The sequence below is a fragment of the Cupriavidus sp. 05T313 genome, from assembly GCF_056396665.1.
Window position 1 is genome coordinate 1 of record NZ_JBFTLX010000194.1, and the last position, 13,655, is coordinate 13,655.

Annotated in this window: 12 protein-coding genes and 2 pseudogenes; 8 read left to right on the plus strand and 6 right to left on the minus strand. The window is 65.1% G+C overall.

Features of this window, described 5'->3' with window-relative positions; genetic code table 11:
• The 6 genes and pseudogenes from AC1DKD_RS30500 to AC1DKD_RS30525 form a co-directional block, all read left to right on the plus strand.
• A pseudogene (locus AC1DKD_RS30500) lies at positions 1-316 on the plus strand (TolC family protein); the annotation flags it as partial.
• Between the two features lie 199 nt (positions 317-515).
• On the plus strand, positions 516-1,241 hold the full coding sequence (locus AC1DKD_RS30505; protein WP_441626631.1) for a GntR family transcriptional regulator: 726 nt from the start codon (positions 516-518) through the stop codon (positions 1,239-1,241).
• Between the two features lie 75 nt (positions 1,242-1,316).
• Positions 1,317-2,099 (plus strand): transporter substrate-binding domain-containing protein, encoded by a 783-nt coding sequence (locus tag AC1DKD_RS30510; RefSeq protein WP_441626633.1) that lies wholly within the window; start codon positions 1,317-1,319, stop codon positions 2,097-2,099.
• A 117-nt stretch (positions 2,100-2,216) separates the two neighbouring features.
• On the plus strand, positions 2,217-2,882 hold the full coding sequence (locus tag AC1DKD_RS30515; protein ID WP_441626635.1) for an amino acid ABC transporter permease: 666 nt from the start codon (positions 2,217-2,219) through the stop codon (positions 2,880-2,882).
• Positions 2,879-3,535: an amino acid ABC transporter permease gene (locus AC1DKD_RS30520; protein WP_441626637.1), complete on the plus strand. Its 657-nt coding sequence runs from the start codon at positions 2,879-2,881 to the stop codon at positions 3,533-3,535. Before AC1DKD_RS30515 ends, AC1DKD_RS30520 begins: the two co-directional genes overlap by 4 nt.
• Entirely contained in the window at positions 3,516-4,244 is a 729-nt protein-coding gene (locus AC1DKD_RS30525) for an amino acid ABC transporter ATP-binding protein (RefSeq protein WP_045237526.1), read from the plus strand. The genes AC1DKD_RS30520 and AC1DKD_RS30525 overlap by 20 nt, the downstream gene beginning before the upstream one ends.
• Before the next feature lie 95 nt (positions 4,245-4,339).
• Here the strand turns inward: AC1DKD_RS30525 and AC1DKD_RS30530 are convergent, their stop codons facing one another.
• Positions 4,340-5,683 carry an aspartate aminotransferase family protein gene (locus tag AC1DKD_RS30530; protein ID WP_477144086.1) on the minus strand — a complete coding sequence of 448 codons (1,344 nt, stop codon included), beginning with the start codon at positions 5,681-5,683 and terminating at the stop codon, positions 4,340-4,342.
• A 278-nt stretch (positions 5,684-5,961) separates the two neighbouring features.
• On the opposite strand from AC1DKD_RS30530, the gene AC1DKD_RS30535 reads away from it, so the two are divergent.
• Positions 5,962-6,855 (plus strand): MurR/RpiR family transcriptional regulator, encoded by an 894-nt coding sequence (locus AC1DKD_RS30535; RefSeq protein WP_441626641.1) that lies wholly within the window; start codon positions 5,962-5,964, stop codon positions 6,853-6,855.
• A 47-nt stretch (positions 6,856-6,902) separates the two neighbouring features.
• On the opposite strand, the gene AC1DKD_RS30540 is transcribed toward AC1DKD_RS30535, so the two are convergent.
• Both AC1DKD_RS30540 and AC1DKD_RS30545 read right to left on the minus strand, forming a co-directional pair.
• Entirely contained in the window at positions 6,903-7,814 is a 912-nt protein-coding gene (locus tag AC1DKD_RS30540; RefSeq protein WP_441626643.1) for a glutamate/aspartate ABC transporter substrate-binding protein, read from the minus strand.
• A 538-nt stretch (positions 7,815-8,352) separates the two neighbouring features.
• The gene (locus AC1DKD_RS30545) at positions 8,353-9,309 is read right to left on the minus strand and encodes a chemotaxis protein (RefSeq protein WP_035865986.1); all 957 of its coding nucleotides are present in this window, start codon (positions 9,307-9,309) and stop codon (positions 8,353-8,355) included.
• Between the two features lie 694 nt (positions 9,310-10,003).
• Here AC1DKD_RS30545 and AC1DKD_RS30550 point away from each other — a divergent pair.
• The gene (locus tag AC1DKD_RS30550) at positions 10,004-11,224 is read left to right on the plus strand and encodes an MFS transporter (RefSeq protein WP_441626645.1); all 1,221 of its coding nucleotides are present in this window, start codon (positions 10,004-10,006) and stop codon (positions 11,222-11,224) included.
• Positions 11,225-11,328: 104 nt separating this feature from the next.
• Here the strand turns inward: AC1DKD_RS30550 and AC1DKD_RS30555 are convergent, their stop codons facing one another.
• From AC1DKD_RS30555 to AC1DKD_RS30565, 3 genes and pseudogenes are all read right to left on the minus strand, one after another.
• Entirely contained in the window at positions 11,329-12,393 is a 1,065-nt protein-coding gene (locus tag AC1DKD_RS30555) for a DJ-1/PfpI family protein (protein WP_441626647.1), read from the minus strand.
• 231 nt (positions 12,394-12,624) lie between these two features.
• A complete protein-coding gene (locus AC1DKD_RS30560) occupies positions 12,625-13,119 on the minus strand; it encodes a ProQ/FINO family protein (RefSeq protein WP_441626649.1) in 495 nt (164 codons plus the stop codon).
• 38 nt (positions 13,120-13,157) lie between these two features.
• Positions 13,158-13,655, minus strand: a pseudogene (locus AC1DKD_RS30565) (hypothetical protein); the annotation flags it as partial.

Below are 13,655 nucleotides of genomic sequence, written 5' to 3' on the forward strand. Positions count from 1 at the left end.
GGCCAAGGGCGCCAATGCCGAAGCGCTGGTCAACTACCGCAAGGCCATGTTGCGCGCCACGGAAGACGTGGAGAACGCCATCGTCACCCTCACCGAACTGGAGTCGCAAGGCAAGGAACTGTCCACCGAGATCGACGCCCACGTGCGGGCGCGTGGCGCCTCCGAAGACGCCTACAAGGGTGGTGCCGTCAGCCTGTTCGAGGTGCTGGACGAGGAGCGCCAGTTGCTGGCCGCGCGCGACCAGCAGGCCCGCGTGCATGCCGACAACGCGCGCGCTGCGGTGGCCACGTTCCGCGCCCTTGGCGGCGGCTGGTGACATGCGTGGCTGGTGGTGGCGCCCCTGGCGCCGCGCCACCACAGACATCCACGCACCATTCCCGTGCCGCCGCACTCCCCCGGCACAAAGGCGCGCACAACTGGTGCGTACGCCTGGCCGTTGACCGGCCCATTGCGTACAAAACATGCGCACCACGCTTGTATATCAGGCTGGCATACCTCTTGCCTCATAGCCTGCCATGACCTTCTCCATCCCATCCTTTACCGATGCCTCCGGCCCCATGCGCGGCAGCACATCCGCCGGGATCGCCGAGCGCATCACGCAATCGGTCCTGGCCCAGCGGCTGGCCCCCGGCACCCGGCTGGGCGAGCAGGCGCTGGCGGGACTGTTCGGCGTTAGCCGGACCCTGGTGCGCGAAGCGCTGACGCGGCTGGCGGCACGCGGCATCGTCACGGTGTCGGCCCGGCGCGGCTGGTTCGTGATCGAGCCGTCCCGGCAGGAGGCCAGCCAGGCGTTTGCCGCGCGGCGCGCGATCGAACTGGGCTTGCTGCGCTATGCGGCGCCGGTCTCGGCGGCTGCCATTGACCGGCTGCAAGCGCATGTGACGCAGGAACAGCGCGCGCTGCGCGGCGACGACACCGCCCTGCGCAGCTACCTGCTGGGCGACTTCCATGTGTGCCTGGGCGAGTGCGTGGGCAATGTGCTGCTGGCCGACACGCTGCGCGACCTGACCGCGCGCACCACGCTGATCGCCATGCGCTACCAGTCCAGCCACCAGGCCAGCGAATCCTGCGCCGAGCATGTGCGGATCGTGGCGGCGCTGGCCCGGGGCGACACCGAACGCGCCATTGCACTGATGGATGCGCATCTCGGCCACGTGGAGGCTGGCCTCAGCGCCGCCACGCCGGAAGTCCCGCCCGATCCGCTTCGCCAGGCGCTGCGCCCGCTGGGGCCGCGCGCCTGAAGCATCGACTCTCAATTCGTACCCCGCCAACCTCATCACCTAATCGCCTCAACGGCAAGCTTGCAAGGACCCTTTATGAAACTCTCGAAACTCCTCCTCGGCCTCGGTGCCGCCGCCCTCGCCTTCTCGATGCAGACCGCCGGCGCCGAAGCGCTCGATGACGTGATCAAGGCCGGCGTGCTCAAGGTCGCGGTACCGCAGGACTTCCCGCCCTTCGGCTCGGTCAACGCCGAGATGAAGCCGCAAGGGCTGGACATCGACGTGGCGGCGCTGATCGCCAAAAGGATGGGGGTGAAGCTGGAACTCGTGCCCGTGACCAGCACCAACCGCGTGCCCTACCTGCAGACGAAGAAGGTGGACCTGGTGATCTCCAGCATGGGCAAGAACCCCGAGCGCGAGAAGGCCATCGACTTCAGCGAAGCCTATGCGCCGTTCTATAACGGCGTGTTCGGCCCGGCCGACCAGAAAGTGACCGCCGCCGCCGACCTGGCCGGCAAGACCGTCGGCGTGACGCGCGGGGCGGTCGAGGACCTAGAGTTGAGCAAAATCGCCCCGCCCACCGCCACCATCAAGCGCTACGAAGACAACAACGGCACCATCAGCGCCTTCCTGTCCGGCCAGGTGCAACTGGTGGCGACGGGCAACGTGGTCGCGGCCGCCATCCTCGCCAAGAACCCGCCCAAGAAGCCGGAGCCCAAGTTCCTGATCAAGAACTCGCCTTGCTTCATCGGCCTGAACAAGGGCGAACCCAAGCTGCAGGCCAAGGTCAACGCGATCCTGGCGGACGTGAAGAAGGACGGGGAACTCAATGCGCTGACGGTGAAGTGGCTGGGCATGCCGCTGCCGGCCACGCTTTGATACGGATGCCCTGAAACGGAAAGCCGCGCCGGACGGACGACCGCTCCGGCACGGTGTACTGCGCCAGCCTCGCGCGCATGAGCGCACCCGCGGCGCGCCCCCAACGAACGCATTCGCATGTCCTATCAATTCGATTTCCTTTCAGCCTTCGACTATGCCGGCGTGTTCGCGCACGGCGTCGCCGTCACGGCTGAACTCACCGTCGTGGGCGGCGTGCTGGGGGTAGCCCTTGGCATTGCCTGTGCCTGGGCGCGCACCCAGGGCCCGGCCTGGCTGGCGGCCATCGCCGGAGGCTATGTGGAGCTGATCCGCAATACGCCTTTCCTGGTCCAGCTGTTCTTTATCTTCTTCGGCCTGCCGAGCGCGGGCGTGCAACTGGGCGAAATGCAGGCCGCCATCCTGGCCATGGTGATCAACCTCGGCGCCTACAGCGCGGAGATTGTCCGCGCGGGCATCGCGGCCGTGCCGCGCGGCCAGTTGGAGGCAGGCGCGAGCCTGGCGATGGCGCCCTTCCAGGTGTTCCGCCACGTGGTGCTGCGCCCGGCCCTGAAGAAGATCTGGCCTGCGCTATCCAGCCAGGTGGTGATCGTCATGCTGGGCTCGGCGGTGTGCTCGCAGATCGCCGCCGAGGACCTGACCTTTGCCGCCAACTTTGTCCAGGGGCGGAATTTCCGGGCCTTCGAGGTCTACCTGCTGACCACCGCCATCTACCTGCTGCTCGCCATCGGCCTGCGCCAGATACTGCGCGGCGTCGGCGGCATGCTGTTCCGGAGGGCGTCATGACCGAATTCTCAAGCTGGGACATCCTGCGCAACCTGCTGCTGGCGGCCCGCTGGACCGTGGTGCTGTCGCTGGTGGCCTTCGCCGGCGGCGCCGTGACCGGGCTGCTGGTACTGATGATGCGCATCAGCCGCCGCGCGCCGCTGCGCCGCGCGGCCTGGGGCTTTATCGAGGTCTTCCAGGGCACGCCGCTGCTGATGCAGCTGTTCCTTGCCTTTTTCGGGCTGGCGCTGTTCGGCGTGGAAATCCCGGCCTGGCTGGCCGCCGGGCTGGCGCTGTCGCTCTGGTCGGGCGCTTACCTGGCGGAGATCTGGCGCGGCTGCGTGGAGGCCATCCCCAAGGGCCAGTGGGAAGCCGCCGGCTGCCTCTCGCTGGGGCATCTGCAGCAGATGCGCTACGTGATCCTGCCGCAGGCGCTGCGCATCGCCGTCGCGCCCACGGTGGGCTTCGTGGTGCAGATCATCAAGGGCACGGCGCTGGCATCCATCATCGGTTTTGTCGAACTGTCCAAGGCCGGCACGGTGATCACCAACGCCACCTTCAGCCCCTTTACCGTCTATGCGCTGGTCGCGCTGATCTACTTCGCGCTGTGCTGGCCGCTATCCCGCTACAGCCGTTATCTGGAAAGGAAGCTCAATGTCGCTCATCGCCATTGAAAACGTAAAGAAGCGCTTTGGCGCCAACGAAGTGCTCAAAGGCATCGACCTGAAGGTGGAGCCGGGCGAGGTGATCGCCATCATCGGCAAGAGCGGTTCGGGCAAGAGCACGCTGCTGCGCTGCATCAACGGCCTGGAGAGCATTGACGAAGGCAATATCACCGTGGCCGGCGCCAAGCTGGGCAGCAGCGAGCTTGAGCTGCGCGCGCTGCGGCGCAAGGTGGGCATGATCTTCCAGCAGTTCAACCTGTTCCCGCATCTGAGCGCGGGACGCAACGTGATGCTGGCGCCGACCGTGGCGGGCGGCGTCAGCGAGTCCGAGGCGCTGGCCCGCGCGCGCGAGTGTCTGGCCAAGGTGGCGCTGGGGGAAAAGTTCGATAGCTATCCGGACCAGCTTTCCGGCGGSCAGCAGCAGCGSGTGGCGATCGCGCGGGCACTGGCCATGCAGCCGCGCGCGCTGCTGTGCGATGAGATTACCTCGGCGCTGGACCCGGAACTGGTGATGGAGGTGTTGAACGTGGTACGTCAACTGGCGAGCGAAGGCATGACGCTGTTGATGGTGACGCATGAAATGCGGTTTGCGCGGGAGGTGTGCAACCGCGTGGTGTTCATGCACCAGGGGCGCGTGCATGAAATCGGGCCACCGGAAGAGATCTTCGCCAATCCGGCCACGCCCGAGCTGCAGCAATTCCTGGGCATGGCGGCCTGACATCCGCCAGCCAGGAACCGCGCCGGCAGGCTGCCTGCGCGGTTTCCATCCTGGCGGTGGATCTTCGGCGGGAATTGCCGCGCGCCATCCGGCTCTCAGGCAAACGCGATGCGAGAGGATGGCAGCACCGTGCCGACCGATTGGRCAAAGCGCCCGACGATGCGATCGATATCCGCTTCCGTGCAGATGAACGGCGGCGCAAACAGCACGTGGTCGCCGTGCACGCCATCGACCGTGCCGCCCATCGGATAGATAAGAAGGCCGTTCTGCATCGCGGCCGACTTGAGCTTCGCGTGGACCTTCAGCGCCGGGTCCAGGGTCGCCTTGGATGCGCGGTCCTCCACGAACTCGACGCCAACGAACAAACCGCGCCCCCGGATGTCGCCAACGTTCGGATGATCGCCCAGCACTTCACGCAGCCTGGCGCGCAGTTGCTCGCCGCGTGCCAGCACATTGGCAAGCAGCCCCTCCTCGGCAATCGTGCGTTGCACGGCCAGCGCCGCGGCACAAGCCGTGGCGTGCCCGATGTAGGTGTGGCCATGCTGGAAGAACCCGCTGCCGCCCACGATGGCATCATAGATGCGGCTGGTCGCGAGCATGGCGCCGATCGGCTGGTAGCCCGCGCCCAGGCCCTTGGCAATGGTCACGATGTCCGGCACGACACCGTCTTCCTCGCAGGCAAAAAGATAACCGGTCCGTCCCATGCCGGACATGACCTCGTCGAGGATCAGCAATACGCCGTACTTGTCGCATACGGCACGGATGCGCTTGAGATAGTCGGCAACCGGCGCAACCGCGCCGGCGGTAGCGCCAACCACGGTCTCGGCCACGAACGCCGCCACGCTTTCCGGGCCAAGCTCCAGGACCTTGGTCTCGAGTTCGTCGGCGAGGCGCTGCGCGTACTGCGCGTCGGTCTCGCCGGCCGCCTGATCGCGGTAGGCATAGCAGGGCGACACATGATGCGCCGGCACCAGCAGCGGCAGGAAAGGCTCGCGCCGCCAGGCATTGCCGCCAATGGCCAGCGCCCCGAGCGTATTGCCGTGGTAGCTCTGGCGGCGGGCGATGAAATGCCGGCGTTCGGTCTGCCCGATTTCCACGAAGTATTGGCGAGCCAGCTTCAGCGCGGCCTCGACGGCCTCGGAACCGCCCGACACGAAGTAAACGTGGTCAAGGTCGCCTGGCGCGGCCTGTACCAGGGTATCGGCCAGCGTTTCGGACACCTCGGTGGTGAAGAACGAGGTGTGCGCGTAGGCGATCGTGTCGACCTGCGCCTTGATCGCCTCGATCACGCGGGGATGGCCATGACCAAGGCAAGATACTGCCGCTCCGCCCGAAGCATCGATGTAATGCTTGCCGTTGCTGTCGATGAGTTCGATGCCCTTGCCCCCGACGGCTACGGCGAGGGACTGGCGAGGATTGCGGTGGAATACGTTGGTCATGATGTGTGCTCACTTTACTGCGACTCGATGCCGGCCTGCGCAACGGCGGCCCGCTTCGCGGCGAACTTTACCTTCAAAGCTGCATCATCCCGGTCATACCGCATGCGCATTGACCTGAAGTATAAGAAGGCCACCCCCATATTGCAACACTTGTGTCTTTTATGATTTTTATGATTTATATGATTCCAATTTGAGGGCGACCCACCTGCGGACGGTAGCCGTGCATCCGGCGCTTGCCTGTGCAACAATCGTTACAGACACCCTGACCGCGACTGACCATGACAATCGAATCCTCCGCGCCGCCGCAGCACCTGGACGAATTGCTCGCCCTGCTCCGGGAAAACTTCGCGGCGCTTAGCCCGCAATTCCAGGGGGGCGCCCGCTACCTGCTCGACCATCCCCAGGAGATACCCATCCTGTCCATGCGCAAGATTGCCGTGGACGCCGGAGTCCAGCCCGCAACGCTGGTACGCCTGGCGCAGTTTCTCGGGTTCGAGGGTTGGCAAGGACTGCGCGAGCTCTTCGTGGAGGCATTCCGCGGCGGCCCCCAGCCCTATGCAAAACGGGCCAAAAAGCTGGTCCGGGAAAGCGGTTCTAGCCGGATGCTCGCGGAGATGCTCGATACGCAGCACCGGAACCTCGACCTCACAGGCGCCAACAACGCGGAATCGATGCCACGTGCCGCAGAACTGCTCAGCGCCGCACCCAATGTCTACATTGCGGGTTTCCGCTCCTGCTATCCGATCGCCTTTACGTTTCACTACATCTATCGGCTGTTCCGCTCGTCGGCGCACCTGATCCACGGAGATGCCGGCACGCTGGAAATGGAACTGCGGGCCCTGGAGCCCAAGGATGCCGTCGTGGTTGCGAGTTTCGCTCCGTATTCGCAGGAGATCATTCGCGTCGCCGGCGCCGCGAAGCAAGCCGGCTGCCGCGTCATCGCCCTGACCGACAGCACGGTAGCGCCGATTGCACTGGAGGCGGACTGCACGTTGCTGTTCTCGGTCGACAGCCCTTCGTTCTTCCCCTCGATTACCGCCGGCGTGGCGGTCGTCGAAGCACTGGTCGAACAGCTTCTGGCCAAGAAGGGCAAGGGTGCAATCAAGGCGCTCGAACTTGCCGAAGGGCAATTGCACAAGACTGGCGCGTATGTGCGGGCGAAGCACGGCTAGCCAACGCGCCATGGTGCCAGGCGCGGGCAACCTGAACGGCAGAGGACTTACTCGAATGCCTCATCGCCCGGCTGCTCGTAAGCCTTCCTGACCTCTGCGCTCATCGGGAATTCGAAGTTGATGTTCTTTGGCGGGACGGGCTTGTTGAACCACTTGGCGTAGATGGCCTTGATCTCGCCGCTCTTCATCAGGCCAACGATCACGCCGTCGACCAGTTTCTTGAACTCGGGATCGTCCTTGCGCATCATGAAGCCGTAGGCTTCGAAGGACTGCGGCATGCCGACCACCGTCCATTCGGTGGGGTTCGGCGACATGGTCCGCACGCCGGAAAGCAGGACGTCATCCATCATGAAGGCGGCCACCCGGCCAGACTGCAGGATCAGGAACGATTCGCCATAGTCCTTGGCGCTCTGAATCGTGATGTTCGCCTTCTTCTCGTCATTGAGTTTGCGCAGGATCCGTTCGGAGGTGGTGCCCGCGTTCGTCACCACCGCCTTTCCGGAAAGATCATGGAAGTCCTGGACCGGACTCCCCTTCTTGACCAGCAGGCGCGTGCCCGCAACAAAAAAGGTGGTAGAGAAGGCTACCTGCTGTTGCCGCGACTTSAGGTTCGTGGTGACGCCGCACTCCAGGTCGACCGTCCCGTTCTGCACCAGCGAGATCCGGTTTTGCGAGGTCACCGGGATCATGCGCACCTGCAGGTTTGCTACCGCCGTCTGCTTGCCGACCTCCGCAATGACCTTTTCGCAGAGGTCCTGCGAATACCCAATCACCTTCTGGTTGCTGTCGTAGTAGGAAAACGGGATCGACGAGGTCCGGTGTCCGATCGCGATGGTCCCCGACGCTTTGATCCTCCCCAGGGTCGGACTGGCGGCTGCGTCAATAGCCTGGGCGGCGCCCGCGCCAAGAATGGATCCAACCAGCGCCACTCCCAGGCAGGTGACTTTAACGGCTTTCATCTATCGCTCCTTGTTTAGCAAACACGCGATGGGCCATCGCGCTTGAATGCTAGTCACCGAGCAACATCTGTTCCATACTTGTTAACCATGAAACATTCGTATTTTCAAAGCCGGATGTGACGCAACAAGCTCTCCAACGGGAAAAACAACGCAACATTTGGTGCAATCTCGCGTCAAGTTGAGGCACGCGGCCGGCTCCGCACCGCATGCGAGCGCCCGAGCAAGTCACGGGTGGATAGCACCGTCATACGTGTACGCCGGCGGCTGCCGGAGAGCAGATCCGCCCGGCGGCGGACGCAAGCCAATGCCACGCTTCGTCCGGCGCCTGGATGTGCCGACGATAGCGATGGGGCGAATGCAGGGGGGAGGTGACTACGGCAAGCGGCGCCCCAACCGGCACGGTGGGGCCCGACTTCAGTGATGAATACAACGGGGACCGGCGGACGTCTGCGTACAGCGTCTCACCGGCCATACACGCCGGGCGATTGCCGCAATGGCCTGTGGTGGAGGATTGCCGGCGGCCGTCCTCCGGCCCATCTCAACGCGCCAGCACGCCCCGGATCGTATCCGCGAGGTCCTTGGCCAGGAACTTCGACACATAGGCGTCGGCCCCGACCTTGCGCACATGGTCTTCGCTGGCGGTCCCCGACAGCGAGGAATGAATCACCACCGGGATCGACTTGAACCGCGCATCAGCCTTGATCTTGCGCGTCAGCGTGAAGCCGTCCATCTCGGGCATTTCCAGGTCGGTCAGCACCAGCGCGATCTCGTCCTGCACGGTCCGGCCGTTGGCGGCGGCGTGGTCGGCGATCTCGCCCAGTTGCTGCCAGGCTTCCTGGCCGGTCTTGGTCATCAGCACCGGCACGCCCATGGCCTTGAGGCCTTGCTCGATCAGGCTGCGGGCAAAGGCGGAGTCGTCGGCGGCCAGGATCTTGGTGCCGGGGCGCAGCGTGACCTGCGGTCCGACGGTCTTGGGATCGACTTCCGGCTGGCGCGTCGGCAGCACGTCGCGCAGGATCTGCTCGACGTCGAGCACTTGCACCAGGCGCGGGTTCTCGGTATCGGTATCGAGCTTGGCGATGCTGGTCACCATGTCGCCCTTGACGCTGGTCTCGGCCGAGACCACCTGGTTCCACTCCAGGCGCACGATCTCTTCCACCGCTTCCACGGCGAAGCCCTGGGTGGAACGCGCGTACTCCGTCACCAGCAGGATGTTGAGGCCGCTACGCGGCGTGCACCCGACCATCTTGGGCAGGTCGATCACCGGGATCACCTGGCCACGGATATCCGCCATGCCCAGCATGGCCGGGCCGCCTCCCACCACGGTGGTGACCTGGGGCATCACCAGGATTTCCCGGACCTTGAAGACGTTGATGCCGAACAGTTCGCTGTTCGCGGACTGGTCCGACTCGCCCAGGCGGAACAACAGCAACTCGAACTGGTTGTTGTTGGTCAGGTTGGTCCGTTCGTCGATGTCTCTCATCGAGCTGCTCATACGCTTCCTTTGTCCCCGCAAGGCGCGTGCTCGCCGCGCGGTGTTGATCGTTTCGCCGGGCCCGCCTGCCCTGCGAGGCGCCCGGGGCACTTGCCCCCAGGCGGCGGCGCTGCAATGACGGGCCACTGCTCCGGCTAACGGCCAATCTTTGGGGAAATTTAGCGGCAAAGCGGCGACAGGCATGCGATTTGGCGCCGCACACCGCTAAAGTGCGGAATGAGACAGGCCGGGGACAAGCTGACGGGTGTGCGACGACATGGCTGACACTTCCGGGCAATGAGCAACATGCCGCAGGAAGCACCTGAAAGAGAACGCCAGCCCAGCCGCTGGCGCTCATGCAACAGTAAATTCCGTGACCGATTTACACGAACTAAACAGCCGCTTAAAATCGCACGGCCAGCGCCGGCGACTATCGCATACGACCGCGCAGCCTTGATTTCACCGGCAGCTTCTGGGGACACACGCCGGCCAACCGCCTCCCTCGCCATGTCCCTGCCCATGCTGCCAGTCCATCGCCCACGCGCCACGGTTCCGGTCCGGCGCCTCGAGTAGCGCCCGCGTCATGCCGGGTTCCCCGGCTTCCCGCCTTGTATTCGCCCCAGGACGACAATTACCGCTGCGCGCCCGCGACGCGCCATGGTCCGTTGCCTGAGGCTGCCGCTTTGACCGCCAAGATATTCCGCCCCGCCCCACCATGTCCTCGAACAGCACGACGCTCGCCGCCCCGGATTCCGGGGAGCATCGGCAAGGCAGCATCAGCCGGCGCATCGTCGCCATCGTCTTCTTTAACTTCATTGCCTATCTCGCCGTCGGCCTGCCGCTGGCGGTGGTGCCCGGCTTCGTGCATGGCGACCTCGGCTATGGCACGGTCGTGGCCGGGCTGGCGGTCAGCATCCAGTACCTGGCGACRCTGCTCAGCCGGGCTTACGCGGGAACCCTGTGCGACCTGCAAGGCCCCAAGAAATCCGTCACCCTCGGGCTCATGCTATGCGCCGGCAGCGGCCTGCTGGCGGTGTTGTCCGCCCTGTTCGTGCAAACCGGCTGGCTCAGCCTGGCCTGGCTGTTCGCCGGCCGGCTGGTGCTCGGCGCGGGCGAGAGCCTCGTCACCACCGGCACCATCGCCTGGGGCATCGGCGACGTGGGATCCCGCCACACCGGCAAGGTGATCTCGTGGAACGGCATGACAACCTACGGCGCGCTGGCGCTGGGCGCACCGGTTGGCGTGCTGCTCGACGCCCGCTGGGGCCTTGCCTCGCTGGGCATCGTCACCACCATCATGGCCGCCGGCGCGTTCGCGCTGGCACGCCGCAAGGCAGCCGTGCCTACGGTGAAAGGCGCGCGCATGCCGTTTCGCACCGTGTTCCGCCATATGACGCCCTTCGGCCTGTGCCTGGCACTGGGCTCGGTGGGCTTCGGCGCCATCACGGCCTTTGTCACGCTGTACTACGCCAGTCACGGCTGGGACCACGCCGCGCTGGCGTTGACCAGCCTGGGTGTGAGCTTCATCCTGGCGCGCCTGCTGCTGGCCGACAGCATCGTGCGCTTTGGCGGCTATCCGGTGGCGCTGTGCTCCTTTGCGGTGGAAGCCGCCGGGCTGGCGCTGATCTGGCTGGCGCAGGGGCCAGCCCAGGCGCTGGCGGGCGCGGCGGTCACCGGTTTTGGCTTTGCCCTGGTGTTCCCTTCGCTGGGCATGGAGGCGGTCAAGCTGGTGCCCCCGAGCAACCGCGGCTCGGCGCTCGGCGCCTATGCGCTCTTTCTCGATCTTTCACTGGGGCTGACCGGCCCGGTGGCGGGGGTGATTGCCAGCCATGCGGGCTATGGCTCGGTGTTCCTGTTCTCGGCCATGGCGGCGCTGGCCGGGCTGGGCTTGAGCCAGGTGCTGGCGGCGCGGGCACGGGCACGGCTGACGGATTGAGGCGCGGGCGCGGATATGCCGGCCGAGTACTCCCACGGCAAACGACCACACGATCAACGCGCGACAACGCCGCCTCGACCACACGGTCACGGCGTGCTCACGCCTCATTGACCTGGGTACTCCATCTGCAGGCTTACCCAGTCCGCGGTCCGTTGGCCAAAGCTGGCGGCGATACGACCGAGCGCCTCGTCGAGCGCGCGCAGCGGCCGCTCGGTCCGGGGTGCGGCCAGCATGCGGCGCGGCGCATCGACGTTCGCCACGCGGTCCGGCACGATCGTGAGTCCGCGTTTGGTGACGATGGGCTCCCGGTTCTTCGACACCGTATAGATGGTCGACCGGAACGTGGTCGCGAAGGCGTCCGCTTCAAGCACCAGCGCGATCTCGTCCACGCCGGGCGCAACTGGAATGCCGATGTCCTCGTGCGACCAGAACGAAACATAGTTGCGGGCAATCGTCAGCATGGCCGGCAGCCCCAGGTGGAATCGTTCGCTCGGGTGCCCGGACGACCAGCGCTCAATGCCGAGCGACCTCGCCAGCGCCACCGCCCGCTCGCGCCCCCCGATCGCCTCGACCAGCGCAAACGAGACCGGGATCGTGGCCGTGACACCGGTCGTGGTCACCACCTTGCGATCCGCGACATAGCGCTTGCGGCGCACCCATTTGGTCCCGGGATACGCCTTACGCAGGTCGTCGAACGAGTACCAGTGGCCCGTGGCATTGCGCCCCTCGAGCAACCCCGCGCGCGCCAGCACCCAGACGCCGTCGCAGACGCCCACCACCGTGGCACCCTTGCGCGCCTGCGCGGCCACCCACGCCAGCAGCTTCGGATCCTCGTCGCGATGGACCGCCGGCACGATCACATAGTCGGCGCCTTCCGGGAAGCGACGGTCGAAGTCGTCGGTCGTCGCCTGCGGCGTGATTGTTAGGCTCGCGGGGAACATGCGGACTGAGCCCGGCTGGGTTGCGAGCGCATGCACGTCGGCTGCGTTCGATGCGGACAGAATGCCATAGGGCACCACGTAGTCAGACAGTTCCGTGTAGTAGTTCTCCGCCACCACGGCTACGAGGGGCTTGGCGCGGCCGAAGCGCGGCTCGTACGCCGGCAGCCGGTCCGGTTGCGGCTCGACCGCCTGCGGCACACCAGCGGTCGGGCCAGCGACGGCAGGCATTCCGGACGCCGCCCCCCAAGCAGCCTGTTCGACGATCAGGACAGATATCAGCAACACGATGAATCTACGCATGCATTCCTCTAATCTTCGGAGTCAATGCCACGACCATGTCGCTCCATGCCATGGCAAGACAAAGCGGCTTCCTGCATGACGTGGGTTGGTGCTGGCGCAATATCCCGCACCAGTCCGGCCAGGCTATGCAGCCCAAGGGGCCTGATGGGCGTCGCCGGATCACGGCGTCTCCCCCGCTGCTTCTGGTTTTCCCTTGAAATGGCGGCCAGGCTTCGACCGCGCACTTCGCGCCTGTCCCTGCGGCCTTCGTGACGCCTGCCGTCGCGCGCGTACAGCTTGCTCCGCCGTCACCTTGCCCGCAAACTCTCCGTTCAGGTCCAGGCGCGGTGCATGCTCGACCAGGCACGCCCAATAGCGGCTTCCCCGGCACCAGGTGGCAATGGCCTGCGTCAACTGCTCGTGCGTGATACCCAAACGCTCCAGATGTTGGGCTGCGTCCCCGAGGATGCCTAGTTTGAGGGGCACCTTGGGCGCAGGGTTGACAGGAAAGACAAGCGGAAAATATTTCTGCAAACGCCGGATCGCCTCCACTACCGGTTCGACCGACTCGCGCGCCTTCCTGCGGGTGGTGGCGGCCTTCGGCTTGGCTGGCTTGGCTTGTTCGGCTTGCGCCCGCAGGCGATTGCGCAATTCGGCTAATTGCTCAAAACCCATTTTGCACTTCACTGAAGGTGGTTCATCTTGCCGCGAGGTTACCCGATCAACGCCAGAGCCGCATTCAGAATGGTCTGAACGCGTTTGAAAACACGGAGATAGAACATGCCGGATTGCCCGTGGCAGCTTGCTCCGTACTGGCCTATATCTGGAGCCTCGATAAATGGCAAGAAGCCTGCCCATGCCAATGAATACCATCTGGTCGCGCCACCGCCAAAACCGCAGCCTCCCACTACGTGAGCAATGATGACCTTGGTTAGGCGTACCTGCATGGGAAGTCGGTCAATGGCTTGGCGCGCATCCGCCCGCCTGGAATACAAGTGAGCCTGCTCCTGAAGCGGGAACACCGAAAGAGCACCCGCCGCGAATTGAGGTTCTAACATGGCCAGCATGGCCCGACGACCGCCGTCCAAGATAAATGGGGTCAACGGGTAGTCCAGCGCCGCAGAGCCATCCGAACGAATCTTGACTTTTCCCGCGCTCGCTTGCTCACGGAGACCATCGCACACGAGCGCGGCCACGACGTGCATATTTAC